Origin of the sequence: Dyadobacter sp. 22481, assembly GCF_052044875.1 — a bacterium.
Taxonomy (GTDB): domain Bacteria; phylum Bacteroidota; class Bacteroidia; order Cytophagales; family Spirosomataceae; genus Dyadobacter; species Dyadobacter endophyticus.
On sequence record NZ_JBQENV010000007.1, the window covers coordinates 27,693 to 48,173 of the forward strand.

At 48.1% G+C, this 20,481-nt stretch carries 19 protein-coding genes; 10 read left to right on the top strand and 9 right to left on the bottom strand.

Features of this window, described 5'->3' with window-relative positions; all coding sequences use genetic code 11:
- Positions 1 to 12 precede the first annotated feature (12 nt).
- Both ACTJJJ_RS31080 and ACTJJJ_RS31085 read right to left on the bottom strand, forming a co-directional pair.
- The gene (locus tag ACTJJJ_RS31080) at positions 13 to 171 is read right to left on the bottom strand and encodes a hypothetical protein (RefSeq protein WP_426292133.1); all 159 of its coding nucleotides are present in this window, start codon (positions 169 to 171) and stop codon (positions 13 to 15) included.
- Between the two features lie 5 nt (positions 172 to 176).
- Positions 177 to 614, bottom strand: coding sequence for a DUF6934 family protein (locus tag ACTJJJ_RS31085; protein WP_440703853.1), 438 nt, complete (start codon positions 612 to 614; stop codon positions 177 to 179).
- A 112-nt stretch (positions 615 to 726) separates the two neighbouring features.
- On the opposite strand from ACTJJJ_RS31085, the gene corA reads away from it, so the two are divergent.
- Positions 727 to 1,671, top strand: coding sequence for a magnesium/cobalt transporter CorA (corA, locus tag ACTJJJ_RS31090; RefSeq protein WP_188939301.1), 945 nt, complete (start codon positions 727 to 729; stop codon positions 1,669 to 1,671).
- Between the two features lie 383 nt (positions 1,672 to 2,054).
- Positions 2,055 to 3,041, top strand: coding sequence for a glycosyltransferase family 2 protein (locus ACTJJJ_RS31095; protein ID WP_188939300.1), 987 nt, complete (start codon positions 2,055 to 2,057; stop codon positions 3,039 to 3,041).
- Here the strand turns inward: ACTJJJ_RS31095 and ACTJJJ_RS31100 are convergent.
- A complete protein-coding gene (locus ACTJJJ_RS31100; protein ID WP_440703854.1) occupies positions 3,028 to 4,062 on the bottom strand; it encodes a glycosyltransferase family 4 protein in 1,035 nt (344 codons plus the stop codon). The genes ACTJJJ_RS31095 and ACTJJJ_RS31100 overlap by 14 nt on opposite strands.
- Before the next feature lie 44 nt (positions 4,063 to 4,106).
- Positions 4,107 to 4,901 (bottom strand): FkbM family methyltransferase, encoded by a 795-nt coding sequence (locus ACTJJJ_RS31105; protein WP_426292135.1) that lies wholly within the window; start codon positions 4,899 to 4,901, stop codon positions 4,107 to 4,109.
- Positions 4,902 to 5,156: 255 nt separating this feature from the next.
- On the opposite strand from ACTJJJ_RS31105, the gene ACTJJJ_RS31110 reads away from it, so the two are divergent.
- Positions 5,157 to 6,152, top strand: a complete 996-nt coding sequence (locus tag ACTJJJ_RS31110; protein WP_188939297.1) for a ribonucleoside-diphosphate reductase small subunit — start codon at positions 5,157 to 5,159, stop codon at positions 6,150 to 6,152.
- Positions 6,153 to 6,280: 128 nt separating this feature from the next.
- Here ACTJJJ_RS31110 and ACTJJJ_RS31115 read toward each other — a convergent pair whose 3' ends face one another.
- A complete protein-coding gene (locus tag ACTJJJ_RS31115) occupies positions 6,281 to 6,733 on the bottom strand; it encodes a regulatory protein RecX (RefSeq protein ID WP_188939296.1) in 453 nt (150 codons plus the stop codon).
- Between the two features lie 121 nt (positions 6,734 to 6,854).
- Between ACTJJJ_RS31115 and ACTJJJ_RS31120 the strand changes: the two genes are divergently transcribed.
- Positions 6,855 to 7,670, top strand: a complete 816-nt coding sequence (locus ACTJJJ_RS31120) for a metallophosphoesterase family protein (RefSeq protein WP_426292136.1) — start codon at positions 6,855 to 6,857, stop codon at positions 7,668 to 7,670.
- A gap of 143 nt (positions 7,671 to 7,813) precedes the next feature.
- A complete protein-coding gene (locus tag ACTJJJ_RS31125; RefSeq protein WP_440703855.1) occupies positions 7,814 to 9,034 on the top strand; it encodes an NAD(P)/FAD-dependent oxidoreductase in 1,221 nt (406 codons plus the stop codon).
- Between the two features lie 24 nt (positions 9,035 to 9,058).
- On the opposite strand, the gene tyrS is transcribed toward ACTJJJ_RS31125, so the two are convergent.
- Complete coding sequence (gene tyrS / locus ACTJJJ_RS31130; protein ID WP_440703893.1) at positions 9,059 to 10,354, bottom strand: tyrosine--tRNA ligase; 1,296 nt, start codon at positions 10,352 to 10,354, stop codon at positions 9,059 to 9,061.
- 149 nt (positions 10,355 to 10,503) lie between these two features.
- On the opposite strand from tyrS, the gene ACTJJJ_RS31135 reads away from it, so the two are divergent.
- The gene (locus tag ACTJJJ_RS31135; RefSeq protein WP_440703856.1) at positions 10,504 to 12,285 is read left to right on the top strand and encodes a family 43 glycosylhydrolase; all 1,782 of its coding nucleotides are present in this window, start codon (positions 10,504 to 10,506) and stop codon (positions 12,283 to 12,285) included.
- A 37-nt stretch (positions 12,286 to 12,322) separates the two neighbouring features.
- On the opposite strand, the gene ACTJJJ_RS31140 is transcribed toward ACTJJJ_RS31135, so the two are convergent.
- Together ACTJJJ_RS31140 and ACTJJJ_RS31145 are read right to left on the bottom strand one after the other, a co-directional pair.
- The gene (locus ACTJJJ_RS31140) at positions 12,323 to 13,591 is read right to left on the bottom strand and encodes an S-adenosylmethionine:tRNA ribosyltransferase-isomerase (protein ID WP_440703857.1); all 1,269 of its coding nucleotides are present in this window, start codon (positions 13,589 to 13,591) and stop codon (positions 12,323 to 12,325) included.
- A gap of 11 nt (positions 13,592 to 13,602) precedes the next feature.
- Positions 13,603 to 14,115, bottom strand: coding sequence for a hypothetical protein (locus ACTJJJ_RS31145; protein ID WP_188939291.1), 513 nt, complete (start codon positions 14,113 to 14,115; stop codon positions 13,603 to 13,605).
- A gap of 107 nt (positions 14,116 to 14,222) precedes the next feature.
- Between ACTJJJ_RS31145 and ACTJJJ_RS31150 the strand changes: the two genes are divergently transcribed.
- Together ACTJJJ_RS31150 and ACTJJJ_RS31155 are read left to right on the top strand one after the other, a co-directional pair.
- Positions 14,223 to 14,783, top strand: coding sequence for a cob(I)yrinic acid a,c-diamide adenosyltransferase (locus tag ACTJJJ_RS31150; protein WP_426292141.1), 561 nt, complete (start codon positions 14,223 to 14,225; stop codon positions 14,781 to 14,783).
- A 141-nt stretch (positions 14,784 to 14,924) separates the two neighbouring features.
- Entirely contained in the window at positions 14,925 to 15,992 is a 1,068-nt protein-coding gene (locus tag ACTJJJ_RS31155) for a branched-chain amino acid aminotransferase (RefSeq protein ID WP_188939289.1), read from the top strand.
- Positions 15,993 to 16,119: 127 nt separating this feature from the next.
- Here the strand turns inward: ACTJJJ_RS31155 and ACTJJJ_RS31160 are convergent, their stop codons facing one another.
- Positions 16,120 to 17,004 carry an AraC family transcriptional regulator gene (locus tag ACTJJJ_RS31160; RefSeq protein WP_188939288.1) on the bottom strand — a complete coding sequence of 295 codons (885 nt, stop codon included), beginning with the start codon at positions 17,002 to 17,004 and terminating at the stop codon, positions 16,120 to 16,122.
- 233 nt (positions 17,005 to 17,237) lie between these two features.
- Here ACTJJJ_RS31160 and ACTJJJ_RS31165 point away from each other — a divergent pair, with 233 nt between their 5' ends.
- Positions 17,238 to 19,067: a sodium:solute symporter family protein gene (locus tag ACTJJJ_RS31165; protein WP_440703858.1), complete on the top strand. Its 1,830-nt coding sequence runs from the start codon at positions 17,238 to 17,240 to the stop codon at positions 19,065 to 19,067.
- 31 nt (positions 19,068 to 19,098) lie between these two features.
- Positions 19,099 to 20,316: a glycoside hydrolase family 130 protein gene (locus tag ACTJJJ_RS31170; protein ID WP_440703859.1), complete on the top strand. Its 1,218-nt coding sequence runs from the start codon at positions 19,099 to 19,101 to the stop codon at positions 20,314 to 20,316.
- The last annotated feature ends 165 nt before the right edge of the window (positions 20,317 to 20,481 follow it).

Sequence of the window (20,481 nt, forward strand, 5' to 3'; positions counted from 1 at the left end):
ATGAGCGGAAAATTACTTGTAGATATCGTCGATAGGTGTTTTCAAAGACGCCAGCACCTGCTTCGCCGCCTCGACTTTGCGGACGACGAATGGGTCATTGGCGTGGCTTTTGAGATTGGGATTGATCTTCACTTTAGATAGATCGAAAATATCTTCCTTTTTCGGTTTCATCTTAACTAAGTTTTACGGCTTATCATAAATCCTTCATATGCGATACTATTTTGGAACGGAAACGTTTCACCTCCCAGTATGCCTGTTATATCAAACACTTCATTCCAATTTTCCGCCTCTCTACTCAAAATTGCCCGGTAAAGTCTTGTTCTCGCGGGTGAACTTCCAGTGAAATATAACTGCTTATCAGGATAAGCTCCGAAAAATGTAACGATTACCTGCACTACCGTCGCTAGTGTCTTGCGCATATCGCCATTATTGCTAACCACCAGATCATCCAGCACGCCCGTTTCATCCACATCCCCAAATGCCAGGTTATAAATATTCTCCGTAACCTTTGTCAGCTCCACCATTTTCACAATTTTTCGTTGCTCCGACTGGCTTTCAAACCAAAAGAATAAATAATCCTCCGAAGCTTCGAACGGGTAAAATTTCTCTTTCACAGTGTGTGTATTAAAAGAATACAAGTTAGCTTTAACCGTCGAGCGCTCCAAGTCAATGCAACACCGATGAACGAACGGTTAAGCGTATGGCTTTTTTTCCCAACTTTAACGCATGGTACGCATATTCTATAAGGAAGGCCGAGTCATTAAACGCGAAAACGATATCCGCGAGCTCGGGAAGATCCCGAACCTCGTGTGGGTGGATTTGCAGTCTCCCAGCGCGGAAGAGGAAGAATGGGTGGAAAACAAGTGCAATATCAGTTTTCAAACACCCCAGGAAATCGTTGAGATCGAAAGTAGTTCGCGGTTTTTCGAACAGAACGAGACGATCAACGCCAATTCCAACTTCCTGAAAATAGATCGTGAGGGCTACGAAACTTACCCGGTTTCGTTCATCCTCAATCAAAACGTCCTTTTTACGTACCGTCGGGGCGATTCGAAAACCTTTGCCGACACGGTTAAGAAGATGAAAGTTGGTCCGGACGGCATCCAGGGCGGCGTCGATTTTATGCTGCTGTTGCTCGAAACACGCATAGAAGCCGATGCGGATGCGCTGGAAGGCATTTCCAAGGACATTTCTGCCATCAGTAAGGATCTTACGCACGAGCAGAAAACACGGCAGGAAGTCCTGATCCGCATCAGCGGTTTGCAGGAGATCACGATGATGCTCCGTGAAACGAGTATCGACAAGCAGCGCGTACTCTCCGGCATCCTTCGAAGCCAGTATTTCCCCGAGGACCGGAAGGAACACCTTCGCATTATTCTCAAAGACATCAATTCCCTCCTCGAATACACAACCTTCAATTTCGAGCGGCTCGAATACCTGCAGAACACCTTCATGGGTCTGATCAATCTCGAACAGAGCCAGGTAATCAAAATCTTCACCGTGGTGACGATCATCTTCATGCCGCCGACGTTGATAGCCGGTATTTTCGGCATGAATTACCAGCACATACCCTCTACCGGTGAACCGTGGGGATTCTGGCTTTCGCTTCTGCTGATGGTCTCTTCTTCTCTCGTAGTCCTTTGGTTTTTCAGAAGAAAAAAATGGATTTAGAAGAGAATTTACCACCCGTTTTTATTTTTTACGATGATTATACGTCGCGGGTATAATTTTAATGTAATCTTTATTGTTCCAAGTGAATGCAATAAATATTACGCCGTAGTGTTAGTATAGAAGTTATATTTCGGCCACTTGGTTTTGCACCTGGTGCTATCGACCCTCTTCCAACCATTTCCCTAACAACAGAGTCATAAGTCCAGGCGGCGTAGCTCAAAAAACGCTGGCTTGATATTTGTACAAAAAATATCCGCATGGATATGGAAATGAGCTATATAATTTCACCAAAGGAGAAGATCATGAACGCCATCCTGTTACGAGGAAGTATTAAAGAATCGGGTATTAACAAAACGCTCAACTAACTGGATAACCGATTATATATGAAAAGTATATCAGTAGTAATTCCCAATTATAACGGAAAACACCTGTTCGAAAAATATTTTGAGCATAATTATAAAGTCCTTCAAAAACTTGAAACAAGTGTTCAGATCATCGTAATCGACGATGCATCCACCGATGAATCTGTTGCATATTTACAAGAACATTACAACGATAAAATCACGCTGATTCGCAAAGATACTAACTCAGGATTTTCGGATACTTGCAATATAGGCATTCAGAATGCCACCAATGACCTGATTTTTCTCCTGAATACCGATGTAACCCTTGAACCAGGTTACATGGAAAAACTCTACAAATATTTCGAGTTGAAAGACACTTTTGGTGTTATGGGTAGGGTTATAGGCATGAACGATGATTTGATTCGCGAAGCAGCAAGAGAGCCTAAAATTTCAGGGAGGAAAATAAAATCGTCGGATTTCTTCCATTTGCAAAACATCAACACATTTACTCCAACATTTTATTTGTCGGGAGCAATTGCATTAATGGATACACAGAAACTGAAAGCCATTAATGGCTTCAATGAAATGTTTAATCCCTATTATGGCGAAGATCAGGAGCTTTCGATCCGGGCTTGGAGATTGGGCTGGAAATGCTATTATGAACACGATGCTGTTTGCCGGCATGAAGTTTCAGCCAGTACCAAAAACCATAATCATAAAAAAGCAATCAAAAGAATCCATTTCAGGAACCGCTATTATGTTCATTACCTGCATTTACAAGGAATGGATTTAAAATTGTGGCACTTACAGATTCTCCTTTGTGATGTATTACTCGGTCTTCTCACACTGCAATTCTTCAAAGTGGAAGCCTATTGGGATTTCTTCAAAAATCGGGAAAACCTGCAAGCGAAGAAAGTGGCTTTTAACAGGGAAATGAAGAAGCACCACTCAGAAATCGGCATTATCGATGTGATTAATAACTTCCGGATGATGCTAAAATATCAGCAGGTTATTAAACTGAATTAGCAAGACTTCGATATAACTCAAGGTATTCCGAAGCAGCCCTGTCCCAGGAAAAGAATCTGGCCCTGTCCTGGATTCTTTCCCTGGGCTTTGTTTTATTATAATGTTCGAGGCTCGTATTCAATACATTGCGCATGTGCTCCGGCTCGAAGTTATCAAAATAATACGCACAGTCCCCTCCGATTTCCGGCAACGAGGTGCAGCGTGACAGGATCACCGGCTTGCCGTAATACATCGCCTCGATCACCGGTAACCCAAAACCCTCTGCAATCGACGGAAAGACGAAAGCCGCACAGTTACTGAGATACCATTTCTTGTCGTTCTCAGAGATGGGCCCGGTAAAAACCAGCCTGTCGAGCACATCGAACTTCTGCGCTTCCCTGATAATTGTCTTTTTATATTCCTGGCTGCTTTCGATACCCGCTATAACCAATTTAAAATTGCTACCTGCCAGCAATGCAGGCAGCACGTGGAAGTTCTTCTTTCCCACAATCGTACCTATGGTAAATAGAAATGGCTGTTCCACCGGGTTTTCAGGCTTAAATATGATGCCCGAATCCTCGATATTGCAACCATTATAAATCACGGACGTCGGCTTGGCTCCCAATTCAAGGTACTTTCTTAAATCTTCCAGAACATAAAATGAAATGGCCACAATATGATCGGCCCTGTCGATTTTGAGCTGCAATCGGTTCAGGTACTTTTTTATGCGTTTTTCGGACCGGTTTCCATCATAAAGAAAATTCAGGTCATGAACCGTTAAAACCACCGATACTTTCTTGCCGAACGGAAAATATCTCGACCCCTGGTAAGTACAATGCCAGATGTCGACAGATTTGGTATCCGGAAAAAACAATTTGTGAATAAAGTGCTGGGAAACGTAATTAGCATTTTCTCCGAATGCATGTTCTGCGGAAGTTGGCAAATAAAAAGCGATCTTCTCTTTGTCGTCGCCCACTTTTTTCAAAATGGAATTCCCCAATTGAAGGCAGTAATGATAAAGCCCGGTATGAGGGTGCCTCATCCTTTCGCAATCAATCAGAATTCTTTTCAACATAAATTGATCATTCATTTTTTGCAAGCATCCAGGGCATAACAAAAACCGTTAATGGATGTGTAAGTCACCTCATACCCCAACTCACGAAGATACCGGGTAAATGTTTTTATATTAAATTGGCTATCAATATCATGCACTTCTATCAGCATTCTTTCAATCCGGCGGATCATATCCGGAGAGGTATTCAGAATAATGTCGTACTCGCTTCCTTCACAATCCATTTTCAACAGATCGATCTTCACCTTCGGCATACCGGCTATAATACCCGAAAGCGAAATAGCACGTGTCCACAGCTCTTTTGTATTACCAATATCAAACCCCTTCAACGATGAAGCAACGACCTGATTATCTTCGGTATCCTGTGTGTAGAGACGCAACGTTTCGCAGGGTGTCCCGGTCACGGCAACGGGATTGATAATCACGCTCTTATCAAACTCGCGATTGAAGGAGGCAACCGAACGCATTCGTTCGATATTACTGCTTAGAGGCTCATACGCATAAATTTGGGCATTCTTTGTCTTAGATAAAAGCAATATATCAAAAAAACCGGCGTTGGCGCCGATATCGATAACCAGCGGATCATCCGGCAGTACGCGCCTCAGGGCCTCGATGTTGTACACGTCGGCCATAAAAATTTCTTTGAATACTTGATAGAGGCTAGGCGGGACTTCGAACCTGAGTTTGTTGGGTTTAGTGACAAAGTGTAGCGTCCTGCCACGGTCGCGGAACTTATCGAAAACATATTCCGAGGGGTTGCGGAGATGACGAAACAAATTGACGTACCTCCTCAGGCCTGTGACGGGCATAGGTCGTTATTTTAATATTTGCGGGGTAGAAATCCAAAGCACTACCCACCTGCATTATACCCACAGGCTCATTCACATGACTTTAATAATTATTGGGCGGGGCGTTTCGGGTTTTCTAACGGCCTCATGTCGGTAACTTTGTTTGAATTTTAGCCCAAAGCATGTAGCTTTGTTTTCTTCCGGCCCGGCTGTCAGAGCCAACGGCAAGTAATAACGTTATATCATTCTGATCGCAGTAAAATACTCTAATCAACTATGTCACAAGAACTTACCAGACAGGAACCCCTGTTGACCGAAGATCCCTTGCGGTTTGTTTTGTTCCCCATCAAACATTCCGACATATGGGAAATGTACAAACGTCATGAGGCTTCGTTCTGGACCGCCGAGGAAATCGATTTGTCGCAGGATATGAAGGACTGGGAGAACCTGAACGATGGTGAAAGGCATTTCATTTCCCACGTACTGGCATTTTTTGCGGCATCCGACGGGATCGTCAACGAAAACCTGGCTGTCAATTTTCTTAGCGAAGTGCAATATGCGGAAGCCAAATGCTTCTACGGTTTCCAGATCGCGATGGAGAACATCCACTCCGAAACCTATTCCCTGCTGATCGATACTTATATTAAAGATCCCGTTGAAAAGGACAGACTGCTGCGGGCAATCGAGACCATTCCCTGCGTGCAGAAAAAAGCCGATTGGGCATTGAAGTGGATAAATAGCCCTGTTTTTGCGGAGCGCATTATCGCTTTTGCGGCCGTAGAGGGAATTTTCTTCTCGGGATCGTTCTGTTCGATATTCTGGCTTAAAAAACGCGGTCTGATGCCGGGACTTTCGTTCTCCAACGAGCTGATTTCCCGGGACGAAGGCTTGCACTGCGAATTCGCATGTTTGCTTTATACCAAGCATATCGTCAATCAGTTGCCCCAAGAACGCGTGATTGAAATCATGCTGGACGCCGTGGCAATCGAAAAAGAGTTCGTGAGCGAGGCACTTCCCGTGTCGCTGATCGGCATGAATGCAGAATTAATGAAGCAATACATTGAATACATCGCCGATTTCTGGCTCGAAAGACTCGGCTGCCCAAAACAGTTCGGCTCGGCCAACCCGTTCGACTTCATGGAGCTGATCTCGCTTCCGGGCAAGACCAACTTCTTTGAAAAACGCGTGGGAGAATATCAGAAAGCGGGTGTAATGAGCGGTGTGAAAGACAAAGAGTCGGCACACAGAATCTCGTTCGACTCTGATTTCTAATAAATTAAAGAAAGAACTTCGCTCGGAGTGTTACTGTCACCCTGAGCGGCGTCGAAGGGCATTTGCGTGATGCAATTACCCTTCGACTCCGCTCAGGGTGACATCGTTTCCGCCTATTACTACAACCTTTATAACTCCCCCAACTCCTTCCACACCAGTTCGCTTTCATACCCCTTCCCGAGCGCGAACCTCGCCAGTTTTTGTTTCAGTTTGAAAGGGTCGGTCTCTGTTTTCGACAACAGATCCCGCTTCTTGGAAAGCAACTCGCGCAACCCGGCTACATAATCCTCGTTGCCGATCTCTCCCATTCCTTTTTCAATGCTATACGTGCTGAGCCCCCGGCGGTTGAGTTCCTGCCTGATTTTCATACGGCCCCAGTTTTTGACCCTGAACTTGCCGCCGGCATATGTTTTTGCAAACCGTTCCTCGCTGAGGTAATTCATGGAAATAAGCTCGGCAATGATCTCGTCGGCCTCGTCGCCCCACACATTCCATTTTTTCAAGCGCTGCTTAACCTCGTCCTGCGTCCGCTCCTGATAGGCGCAATAGGAAGCCGCTTTTTGCAGAATAAGCCGGTCCATGAATGCTATTTTTATTAAATATTCTTAACACCGTGCAAGATTAAGGAAATATCACGGACTAATACCTATTTTTGAAAGTACAAGAAACCCCTGTTTCCATTTTATTTAAACCCCTAAAACCATGACTTTCCAGAGACGGTCTTTTCTTAAACTCCTGCCTGCATTATCCGGAATCACCTACCTGTCGGAACCCGTAAAAGCGCAACCTGCCGCTAATATCTCGCTGCGGTTCATCGTCGCCTCCGACGGACATTACGGACAGGCCAACACGGAGTTTAAGACTTTCCATTCTGACCTGGTAAGCTGGGTAAACCGCGAAAAGCTGCAAAAAGGCGTAGATTTTCTCTTTCTGAACGGCGACCTCATCCACGACGACCCAACATTGTTATACGATTTCAAGAACACCATCTCGAACCTCAGCGTGCCCTATTACGTGAGTCGCGGCAACCACGACAAAGTGGGACTGGATGTCTGGCAAAGCACCTGGGGATACCCAACCAACCATAGTTTTGCCAAGGGGGAATATGCTTTCGTCGTAGGTGATACTTCGAATGAAAAAGGAGAGTACGTATGCCCGGACGCGACCTGGCTACGCAGCGAAATCGCTAAGTACAAAGACAAAAAGGGCATTTTCGTGTTCCTGCATATTACTCCGGCCAAATGGACGGTTAACGGTATCGAATGCAAGGAAGTGATCGAACTCTTCGAAAATACGCCAAATCTGAAAGCGATTTTTAACGGACATGACCACGACCAGGACAGCACGAAAATCTACGGCAAAAAGCCTTATTTCTTCGACGGCCATTTCGGCGGCAACTGGGGAACCGCATACAAGGGCTACCGCATCGTTGAAATCTACAACGACCACACCTGGCAGTCGTACCAATACAACCCTACCGCAGCGCCGGTTTTGAATACGTTTTCCGGGAAGAGCTAATTGAGATTTAATATTCAACGGCTTCCTCGTTCAATAGGCGTATCAGATTTAAGTATTCCTTTTCCATAAAAATATCAGTGCATTCCAAACCTCCTGGTACAGAATTTTAACCACCTGATCCATTCAGTTAACAAAAACTCTCGATGGATCTACTCAGTGGGCAGCCTCATTGGTTTTACAAAAACGGGGCGATGCATGCTTACCCTGCTTTGTCAGAAAACCTGACAGCGGAAATAGTCATCATGGGCGGCGGCATTACCGGTGCGTTACTGGCGTGGCATCTTACACAAGCCGGTTTCCCCGTGGTGGTGCTGGAAAAACGGCATATCGGAATGGGAAGCACGTCCGGTTCCACGGCATTGCTTCAATACGAGATCGACACCATGCTCACAGATCTTATCGGTATGGTCGGAGAAAAACATGCCGTGCGCAGCTACCTTTTGTGTGTGGAGGCTATTCATAAAGCCCGCGAAATTGTGGACTCATTGCAGGTTAAAACCGGCTTTTCGCTTGTAAAGAGTGTGTATTACGCGTCCCAAAAAGAGGAACTGCCGCTGTTGGAAAAAGAGTACGAGGCACGGAGAAAGATCGGTATCGATGTCGAGTGGTGGGACCAGGCCACATTGCGTTCCCATTTTCCCGGCATTCGCAAAAGCGGCGCCATCCTCTCGCACGAAGCCGCGCAGGTAGATGCGTACGCGCTCACGCATGCGCTATTGCAGGAGTGCATTCAGAAGGGTGCGCGCGTGTATGATACAGTGGAAATCACCGACATCCGACATGAGCGGGTCGGTGTCACCCTGGTGTTGGACAACGGCAATATCGTCAAAACAAAGAAATTGGTTGTTGCCGCAGGCTATGAGTCACAGAAGCTGGTATCGCACAACTTCGTGCGCCTGCATTCTTCCTACGCGATCGTCAGCAAGCCTATGCCCGAAAAGGAAGAACTGTGGTACGGGAATGCGTTGCTGTGGGAAAGCGCCCGTCCTTATCTGTACTTGCGCACAACCGCGGATCACCGGGTGTTGATCGGCGGTAAGGACGAAATGTTCCAAAGCGCCATTAGAAGGGACAAACTGCTCAATAGAAAGTCCAAAGAACTGGAAAAAAATGCCCGTAGCATGTTTCCCGATCTGCCCTTTGCTACCGATTACAGCTGGTGCGGCACTTTTGCGGAAACCGAGGACGGTCTTCCATTTATCGGAGGTGTCAGGGAGCACCCGAATACCTATTTCGCATTGGGATTTGGCGGGAACGGCATCCTGTTCAGCGTCATCGCTGCCGGGATCATCACGGATCTTATTGCAGGAAAGAAAAATAAGGATGCCGCTATTTTCAGCTTCGACCGGCTTGGTAAGGCATAATCGCCTGCCAAGCCGGTCGAAACATCATATTACCTTGATCAAATGGTTCTTCTTACCTTTTGAAATTAACAAGAACTTGTTTTGCAGCAATGCGAAATCGCTCAAAGGCTGTTCGGCTGAACTAACTTTCGATTTATTCACACTCACCGCATTCTGCTGGATCGCGCGGCGTGCCTCGCCTTTGGAAGCATACACTTCCGAGCGGGTCGCAGTGGAAACCAGGTCGGTGATGTTAGCGCATTCGTCCCATTCCCGACGGCTGATCTCAGTTTGCGGCACACCATCGAACACTGCCTCGAACTCATTTTCCGCAATGCTTTGAAGCGTTTCCAATGTCGCTTTGCCATATAAAACTTCCGATGCCTTCAACACCAGGTCATAGGCCTTTTGCGAGTGAATACGGATCGTCAGCTCTGACGCCAATGCCTTTTGCATGATACGCAAATGCGGCTCGGCAGCGTGGCTTGCTTCAAATGCTTCAATTTCCTCCCGACCTTTCAGCGAGAACACGCGCAGGTAACGCGGCATATCGTCGTCGCTCTGGTTGAGCCAGAATTGGTAGAACTGATACGGCGACGTCCGTTCCGGGTCGAGCCAGATGTTCCCCCCCTCGCTTTTCCCAAACTTGGAGCCGTCGGCCTTGGTAACGAGCGGCGTGGTCAATGCGTAGGCCTTGAAATAGCCCTCTTCATCGCCTTCCTTGCGGCGGATGATCTCCGTACCGGTCGTAATGTTACCCCATTGATCCGAGCCGCCCATTTGCAGCCGGACATTTTTGTTTTTATATAAATGATAAAAATCGTAACCCTGCAAGAGCTGGTAGGAAAATTCGGTAAACGAGATTCCGGTTTCCAGGCGCTTCTTCACAGAATCCTTAGACATCATATAATTGACACTCAAATACTTACCAGCATCGCGCAGAAACTGCAAAAAGCCGATATCCTTGAACCAGTCGTAGTTATTGACCATTTCAGCGGAATTTTCGCCGGAATCGAAATCCAGGAACGATTCCAGCTGCTTGCGGATACCTTCCTGATTGATCCGCAATGTATCTTCATCGAGGAACGACCGTTCGGCCGCCTTAAAAGAAGGATCGCCAATCATCCCTGTAGCACCTCCCACCAATGCGATCGGCTTGTGACCTGCGCGTTGGAAATGCACCAAAAGCATAATGGTAGCCAGGTTACCAATGTGCAGCGAAGGAGCCGTTGGGTCGAAACCGATATATCCGCAAGTCATCTCCTTTTGAAGTTGCTCATGCGTTCCCGGCATCATGTCGTGCAGCATGCCCCGCCAGCGTAGTTCCTCTATAAAATCAATCGCCATTCTAAAAACTGTTGCTTATTTCAAAATCGACCGCAAAGGTAAAGGTTATCGGTTTCAAAACTTCTTAAAGACGCGATGGTTTTGCCCGCACGGAAGATTATTAATTCAAAAACAGGTAATTTTGCAAGATTAAAAAGGATAATATGTACCCTGTCATCAGCAAAATCATGTTGTTACGCTCTTTCGGAATATTCATGGGTTTGATACTCGTTCTCAGTGCAATGCCCATCACTGCCCAGAGCACTTATTGTAACCCGATGGACATCGATTACAAATACAATTTCGAACAGCTCAACGAAAATATCAGCTACCGCTCCGGCGCCGACCCGGTAATTATCAATCACAAAGGCGAATACTTCCTTTTCGTAACCATTTCAGGTGGCTACTGGCATTCCAAAGACATGATCAACTGGAAATACCTGACCGCCAACCGCTGGCCTTTCGAGGACATGTGCGCGCCGGCAGCCGTTTCCGTCAGGGATACATTATTTTTGTTCCAATCCACCTTCGAATCGCGTCCGATATTGTATTCGGTTGCGCCTGAAAAAGGCATTTGGGAATTCTACAACCGCTGGACGCCGCGGCTGCCGAAGGACATCGGCCCGTGGGACCCGGCATTGTTCCACGACCCCGATACCGACAAATGGTATATGTATTGGGGCTCTTCGAACGTCTATCCCATTTTCGGCTCGGAGCTGGATTATTCCAAACGGCTTGCATTTAAGGGGCAATATCAGTCCATGTTTTGGCTAAATCAGTACGAGCATGGCTGGGAACGCTTTGGGCCAAACCACTCGGACCCTTTCAAACCATTCACCGAAGGCGCCTGGATGACTAAGCACAAAGGCAAATACTACCTGCAATACGGCGCACCCGGCACAGAATATAATGTATACGCCAATGGCACATATGTGAGCGACCAACCGCTGGGGCCATTTACCTATGCACCTTACAACCCGGTTTCCTACAAGCCGGGCGGCTTCGCGACCGGCGCCGGGCATGGCAATACGTTTCAGGACAATTTTGGCAACTACTGGAATACCGGAACCTCGTGGATCGGCCTGAACTGGGCCATGGAGCGCCGCATTGTGCGATATGCGGCCGGTTTCGACAAAGATGGCCAGATGTTCGCCAATACCCGCTTCGGCGATTTTCCGCACAAAATGCCCACCAAAACCTGGACAGGCAAGGGCGACGAGCTTTTCACCGGCTGGATGCTATTGTCCTACAAAAAGCCCGCAACCGCCTCTTCCACGCTTGATACCATGGCGGCGCAAAAAATTACCGACGAAAACCCGCGGACATTCTGGGCGGCCAAGCAAAACAAGCCCGGTGAAACATTGACGATCGATTTGCAAACCGAGCAGGAAGTGAAGGCTATCCAGGTCAACTACACCGACTACAAATCCGACATTTTCGACAACAAGCCTGAAAAAGTCTATACGCAATTTAAGATCTGGACATCGAAAAACGGCAAAAAGTGGGACCTCGCGAGCGACCTTACAAAGGAACCCAAGCGCGACCGCCCCTGCGCCTACATCGAACTTGCGACACCCGTCCGTGCGCGTTACGTGCGTTATGAGCATGTATACGTAGCCTCGCCAACCCTCGCAATCAGCGAATTGCGCATCTTTGGGAATGGCTTCGGCAAAGCCCCCCAAACGCCGGCGACCTTCACAGCCATCCGCCAGAAAGATACTCGAAATGCGGATTTGAAATGGGAAAAAGTACCGGGTGCTGTCGGCTACAATGTGCTATGGGGCATCGCTCCCGACAAGCTTTACCAAACCTATCAGTTTTGGAACGACGAGCCGGATACGTTCGAGCTACGCGCCCTGAATGTGGGCGTGCCTTATTACTTTGCTATTGAGGCTTTTAATGAGAATGGGGTATCGGCAGCGAGTAAGGTAGTTACTGTTCAATAAGGCTTATTTCAAATGGTGGATTTCGCAAATGATAAGATCATGCATTATCATTGAGCCAAAGGAGCGACGAGTCGCCGTAGCTCAAAAAGCGATAATCCTTTGCTAATGCCTCTGAATATATCCTATTCCAGTCATTTCCGACAAACGCAGCAACAAGGAGAATGAGTGTGGAACCCGGTTGATGGTAATTAGTAATTATCCCGCGGCATAAGCGGAAACGATAGCCCGGAAAAATGAAGATTTCCGTTTCTCCTACGATCTCTTCCAAACCAACGCTATTCATGTAATCGGCAATGGCTTGAAGAGACTGCTTAGCCGAGGGCAATTCTTCCTCCTTCCAGGGATAAGGATAAAGTTTTTCTATATTGAAGTCTGTCGTCTCCTTTTTGAAGAGCTTCACTCCGTACCAATACAAGCTTTCGAGCGATCGCAGAGAAGTAGTCCCTACGGGTACAACGCGTTCAACTGATTGAAGCAAATCCTCAATAAGCGCCTTCGTGAACACGACCTGTTCGGAATGCATCCGGTGTTCGGTCACTTTCTCCACCTTAATAGGCTGAAAAGTACCGGCTCCTACATGCAAAGTGAGAAACGATTTACGAATATTCTTCTTTTCCAGTTCATCAAAAACGCGCGAAGTGAAGTGCAATCCGGCTGTCGGGGCCGCCACTGCTCCGTCATGGTGTGCATACACAGTCTGGTATGTCTCCTTATCGGGCTCTTCCGTATCACGGTTGAGGTAAGGCGGCAACGGGATCTCACCCAACGCTTTCACGAGATCCAGAAAGCTAACGTCAGTGTCCCAGCGCAATCGTATAAGATTTTGCTCGTAATCGTGATAGGAGACCTTCAGTTGTACGTCCGCCCCACTTACCTGTATGACGGCTGATAATGTATCGCCTACTTTCCACCGCTTTTTGTTTCCGATCATACATTCCCACACACACGAATGCTGCACCAGCATAGCATCGTTGATCACCCGGGTAGGCAGTTCGGGATGCAGGAGCAAGAGCTCTATCACCGCGCCGGTTTCTTTTTTGAAATGGGCGCGGGCCGGGATAACCTTGGTATCGTTAAAAACGAGGAGTGTGTTTTCGGGTAACTGCGAAGTAATGTCGGTAAACCGCAAATGGTTAATTTCACCGTTCCCGTATACCATGAGCTTCGACTGATCACGAATTTCCATAGGATACTTCGCAATCCGGTCATCGGGCAGGTCATAGGTATAGCTTTCAAGATCGATCGCCTCTGCCTCTCTCCGCCATAATGCGTCGTGGTTCTCCTCAGCCGTTATTCTACCTTCCATACCACGCCATGTTACAGTTTATCCTCGTGTACAGGCGGCCACAGCAGGCGCAACGGAAGCAGGAAAACAAACAAAACGAGGGCAACACTGGCGTAATAAAGCCATGAGAAGTCGAAAACGTCCAGTTTGTAGCTGGTACTATTGATAGTCGCCAATGCCAGCAGGCTGAAACCTATAATGGTATTGATCACGGCCACGAGGCAAAAAAGCCAGTTGGTAAGGTGCTCATTAAGTTCAGTTCGGTGCTGCGCCCATTCCTTGCGTTTCAAAATAGGGAGGTTCATCGGATCGATGTTCGGGATGTGGCGGGCAATACCTGTGATGATCACATTGTTCACCAGAAACAGGCCCATTACGATATAAAAAATATGCTCCTTATCCACATAATGCTCGGCCAAACCGCTATCCGCGAAGTCGACCGCGACCATTTCCGGGAAGAGCGAATACGTCCATACCAGCGCCCCGATAACGAATAATAACGATGCCCAACGCCAGATCTTTATTGCAAATGTTGTAACTTTCATGAATTGGTAACCTAAATAGAGGTCTTTTCGCCATAGTAAATCGGGTGCAAAATTAGGTCGGGAAGCTTCTAAAACCTAATTGAAAAAAGCAAAGGCCTAATTCCCACATGAAAATCTACACCAAAACCGGTGATAAAGGCACAACCTCACTCATCGGGGGTACGCGCCTGAGTAAAGCCCACGTGCGTATCGACGCGTACGGGACCGTCGATGAACTGAACAGCTACATCGGAATGCTCCGCGACCAACCGGTGAATGAGAGTCGTAAAGACCTGCTCAAAGAAATCCAGGACCGCCTGTTCACGATCGGCTCGCACCTCGCTTCGGAGCCCGACCAGAAAAGGAAGATACTACCCGATCTTTACGACGACGACATTACGCTGCTCGAAAAGGAAATGGACCTGATCGACGCTAATGTGCCTCCATTAAGAGCATTCATATTGCCGGGCGGGCATCAGGCTGTTTCATTCGGGCACATCGCGCGGACGGTCTGCCGCCGGGCCGAGCGCGCGGTGATCCATTTACAGCAGGGAGAAGAAGTCGAACCTGCCGTAATCCGCTATCTGAACCGCCTTTCCGATTACCTTTTTATGCTCTGCCGGGCGATGACGCACGAGCTGGGAATTGAAGAGGTTACCTGGCAACCTAGGGTCTCGCGGGAAAAATAATTGTTATACTAAATATCAATTATTTATAGATTAAATTCTTTAAATTGCGGGACTTAGAGAATCCGCCGGGATCTCCAAATCCTGCCTTTTTTCAAAGTATTAGCTTCGGAAAGCGTTTGAAAAATTAAAATTTTTGGCATCATGACAGCCGACACAGTACAAATAGAAGTTCAGCAAACCACCAAATCCCGTTTGCAGGAGGTTGACTTCAACAACCTCGTTTTTGGAAGGAACATCTCCGACCATATGTATATCGCCGAATACAAAAACGGACAATGGCAAGACCTGCGCATCGTCCCTTACGGCGACCTCTCGTTGAGCCCCGCGACCGCCGCGCTCCATTACGGTCAGGCTATTTTCGAGGGAATGAAAGCCTACAAAAACGACGCAGGTGAAGTGTTGCTTTTCCGTGCTATCGATAACTGGAAAAGGCTCAACAAGTCCGCCGAGCGCCTTTGTATGCCGCAAATCCCGGAAGAGGTCTTCATGAACGGTCTTACGGAATTGCTTCGCCTCGATGCAGGCTGGGTCCCGTCTCAGCCTGGCTGCTCGCTTTACATTCGTCCATACATGTTTGCCACCGACCCTTACATTGGTGTCAAACCGTCGGAATCATACTATTTCATCATTTTTACCAGCCCGGTAGGTACCTATTACGCAAAACCTCCGCGTGTGAAAGTGGAAACGCATTTCATCCGTGCTGCGGAAGGTGGCGTAGGTGCTACCAAATGCGCAGGTAACTACGCAGGTTCGCTCTACCCGGCGAAACTCGCCCAGCAGGAAGGGTACGATCAGTTGATCTGGACCGACGCCCGCAATCATGAGTACATCGAAGAATCGGGTACAATGAACATCATGTTCATGCTGGACGGCAAACTGCTTACCCCTCACGTTTCCGAAACCACGCTTGACGGTATCACACGTAAAAGCATCGTGGCCATCGCAGAGCATTGGGGAATTCCGGTAGAAGAGCGCCGTATCACCGTGAAAGAGATCATCGACGCATTGAAAGCCGGTAAGCTCGAAGCCGCATTCGGGGCCGGAACTGCCGTGGTAATCTCTCCTTTCGCGACGATCGCGTACGAAGGTGTGGATTACGCACTACCCGAAATCAAAGAAGATTCATTCGTGAATAAAGTAAAAAATTACCTGACCGACCTCCGCACCGGCAAAGAAGAAGATATCTTCGGCTGGATGTTGAAGGTTTAGTGATTGAATGACTGAATGAGTCATAAGTTATGAATTCCGGAAGAGTTCAAAGTCAAGGGTTATCTGAGACTTTGAACTCTTTTTTATTTGGTCATTCAAAATTCAATCATCGGCCACTAACTAGTTCCTACACAAATGTTCGCGTTCCGGAATAGTTGTCCCGAAACTCCTTTGGTGTGCAGCCGTTCCTGCTCTTAAAAATCCGGTTGAAATACGAAAGGTTATTAAAACCGCACTTGTAAGCGATCTCCGAAATCGTGTTTGAGGTATTGATCAACGACCGCGATGCATGGCCGAGGCGGATCTCGTTCAGACTTTCCACAAAGGTCTTGCCCGTGCGCTTTTTAATAAACCTGCTGAACGACACCTCCGACATTCCGGCCAGCTTCGCTACTCCTGCCAGATTCACGTCCTTATCATAATTGTCACGCATAAATGCGAACACTTTTTCGATGCGGCGACTATTGAAATTGATGTCTTCGTCCGTAAATGTACTGCTGGAAAGCGTTCGCATATCACGCGAAACCGACAAGTCGTGCAGGATAGACATCAGTTCCAGCATTGAATCGAAGCCGCTCTTTTGCGCCAGAGAGGTGAGCCTGGGCTTGATCCGCTCAATCGTATCCCTGGAAAACGCGATTCCCTTAGCCGATTTTTCCAGCAGCGAACGAACAAAAAACAGCTGGTTCCGTTTCAGAAATTTGTCGTCGAACAAGTCTCGGTGAAACTGCACGGTCACTTCCTTAATCTCCGGCATTCCCTCCTGCCATCGGTAGGAATTCGTAAGCCAGCCATGTGGCAGATTGTTCCCCACCAGCACCAGTTCCACGTCTTCGATCACTTCGGTATGATCGCCTACGACCCGCTTCACGCCTTTCCCCGACAGGATCAGGTTCAGCTCGAACTCCTCGTGGTTGTGTAGCGGGAAATCGAAAACGGTCTTTTTTCGGTCAAAAACAGTAAAACAATCGTACTGGGTTAATGGGGTAATTTCTCTGTAAATTTCATTCATAGGCTAAATTGTATTTTTTAGATTAAATTGAAAACGACTCGGTCCGTATCGGCTCGCTATGTTACATTGAGGTAACAATTTAAATATTAATTACTAATAAAACCATTTGTAACCCTTCCTATAATCCTATAAACAGTTAGTATTGGTCTAATCATGGATAAAAAAGTACTATACCCCGCGGCGGTTTTGTCGATAAGTTTGTGCCAGGCGCGGATCGATCTGCCGGCTCACCGATGAAAATCAGGGCGATCGACCTCCTCGTCATATTACTCTACCTGATTACAGTAATGGTGATCGGCATTTACCTGAAACGGCAGGCGTCAAAAAGCAAAAACGACTACCTGCTCGGAGGGAAATCCATGCCGTTCTGGATGCTTGGTATTTCCAATGCATCGGGTATGTTCGATCTTTCCGGCACAGCCTGGATGGTCGCTATTATGGTAGTGTACGGCGTAAAAAGCATTTGGCTGCCGTGGTTGTGGCCGGTATTTAACCAGATATTCATGATGGTATACCTCTCGATGTGGCTAAGGCGCTCCAATGCGGCTACCGGCGCAGAATGGATGCTGTTCCGTTTCGGCGACCGGCACGGAGCAGGGCTCTCTCATAAAATCATCATTATTTTTGCATTGCTTTCCTGCATGAGCTTTATGGCTTACGGTTTTATCGGGCTCGGCAAATTCATTGAAATATTCATACCGTGGGAAATAGTTAAAGCATTCCTTCCATTTGATTTACCGCACGCGTACACCGCCCATTTCTACGGGATCCTTTTCACGGTTTTCACTGCCTGCTATGCCCTGCTGGGTGGTATGAAAAGCATTGTGTGGGCCGATATGCTGCATTACCTGATCATGGTCGTCGTTTGCGTTTCGGTGGCCGCTATGGCATATACGGCACTGCCAGGCGTGGCCAGTTTACCGATTCCCCACGGCTGGACTGACCTGTTTTTCGGAAAGGAACTCGGCCTCGACTGGTCCGACCGCCTCCCAGCCGCTGTCAGAAAGCTGCAAAACGACAGCTTTGCCCCCTTTGGCTACTTCTTCGCGCTCATGGCCGCGAAAGGTATTCTGGCGAGTCTCGCCGGCCCGGCGCCTAATTACGATATGCAGAAAATCCTCTCGACCCGCTCGGCGCGGGAAGCGGCGCTGATGAGCATGATCGTGAACATTGTATTACTACCCACGCGGTACCTTTTTATCACCGGCGTTGCCGTGTTAGCGCTGCTTTATTTCCGGCAACCCGGCATTTCGGCCGCCATCGGTACTGATTTCGAGAAAGTACTTCCCGCCGTGCTCAACACCTACATTCCCTCGGGTTTATTGGGATTGGTGCTGATCGGCCTGATGGGTGCGTTCATGGGTACGTTTGCCGGTACTTTCAACGCAGCGCAGGCCTATTTCGTAAACGACATCTACCTCCGCTCCTTCAATCCCGACGCAAGCAACCGGCAAATCAGCCGGGTAAGCTATCTTTCCGGCATTGTGATCGTCTGCGTCAGCATTCTGCTCGGTCTGCTTGCGAAGGATGTCAACAGCATTCTTCAATGGATCGTATCCGCTTTGTATGGAGGATATATCGCTTCGAATATGCTCAAATGGTACTGGTGGCGGTTCAACAGCGCCGGCTTTTTTTGGGGAATGGCGGCAGGTATCCTCTGTGCGCTGACTTGTCCGCATCTTTTTGCAGACACATTGCCCTTGTACTACTTCCCGCTTATACTGATCATCTCGGCGATCGGGGCAGTTGCAGGATCGCTGGCAACGAAACCTACCGACATGGAAGTCCTCAAAACATTTTACCGCACGGTAAACCCGTGGGGCTTCTGGGGGCCAGTCAGGGAGGCAGTCTGCAAAAGCGATCCATTTTTTTTACCAAACAGGCATTTTGCAAGAGACCTTTTCAATGTAGCCGCCGGCATCGTAGCGCAAACCGCCCTCACAGCAGTACCTGTTTTTGGTATCCTTAAAATGCCTGCTGAAACTTTCGTCGCCACAGCTGTTTTTCTGATATGCTCAGCGATTCTCTGGAAGACGTGGTACAAGCGCCTTCCTCACCAGTGAGTTTTAGAACAATCCCTGACAAAAATCAACCATGACTATCTTCGAAGAGCGTCTTCAACGCATCAAAAGCGAAAAGCAGCGGCTGACCGAAACACCTAACGAAATGTTAGGTTCAGGCGACGGATTCTGCGACCGCTACAAATTTCCCGTGCTCACGGCAGCACACGTCCCGGTTTTTTGGGAATACGACCTCGATCCGGGCAGTAATCCCTATTTCATGAAGCGGTTCGGGATCAATTCGGTTTTCAATGCAGGCGCCATTAAGCTCAATAGCAAGTACCTGCTTGTGGTACGGGTCGAAGGTTACGACAGGAAATCGTTTTTTGCCGTGGCCGAAAGTCCTACCGGCACCGGTGGTTTCGAATTTTGGAAATATCCGCTCGATATGCCCGAAACCTCGGAGCCGGATGTGAATATCTACGATATGCGGCTCACGGCGCATGAGGATGGCTGGATTTACGGACTGTTTTGTACCGAGCGCAAAGATCCCGCCGCAGTTCCGGGCAACGAATCGCAGGCGATCGCCCAATGCGGGATCGCACGCACGCGGGACCTGCGCAGCTGGCAAAGGCTCCCGGACCTGAAAACATCCTCAGTCCAGCAACGGAATGTGGTTTTGCACCCCGAGTTCGTCCACGGTCAATACGCGTTCTATACCCGTCCCCAGGATTCGTTCATCGAGGCGGGGCTTGGCGGTGGTATAGGGTTCGGATTAGCCCAAAGCATTGAAAATGCGCAAGTAGCCCACGAAACGATCATCGACCCGAAGAAATACCACACAACCTACGAATCCAAAAACGGCCAGGGCCCCGCACCCATCAAAACCCGGCTTGGCTGGCTTCACTTAGCGCATGGCGTCCGGCAAACCGCGGCAGGCCTGCGCTACGTGCTGTACCTGTTCCTGACCGACCTTGCAGATCCGGCGAAGGTCCTTTACAAGCCCGCCGGCTATTTTCTCGCGCCAGAGGGCATCGAACGCATCGGCGACGTCTCCAATGTCGTATTCTCAAACGGGTGGATTGCCGACGACGACGGCTCAGTATTCATCTATTACGGCTCTTCCGACACGCGACTGCATGTGGCTACCACGTCGGTAGAGCGGCTACTCGACTACGTCATCCACACACCATCCGACGGCCTCACTTCTGCCGCCTCCCGGAATACCCTTACCGCGATTATCGGCCGCAATCTTCCCTTCCTTAACCCCAGCGATGTGGAAAGCGGTACTCCCTCTGACATTTTAAGATAGTGTCTATTACAAACGTATACATACCACCGAACATGTTTTTTGATAATTTTTGATGTGATTCAGGCCAATCTGTATTGTTAAAGCCAGGGAAAAACCGGCATCCAAATCTATAAATATCTCTATCCAATATAAGAATACTTATGAATTCAATATTAAAAAGGTGTT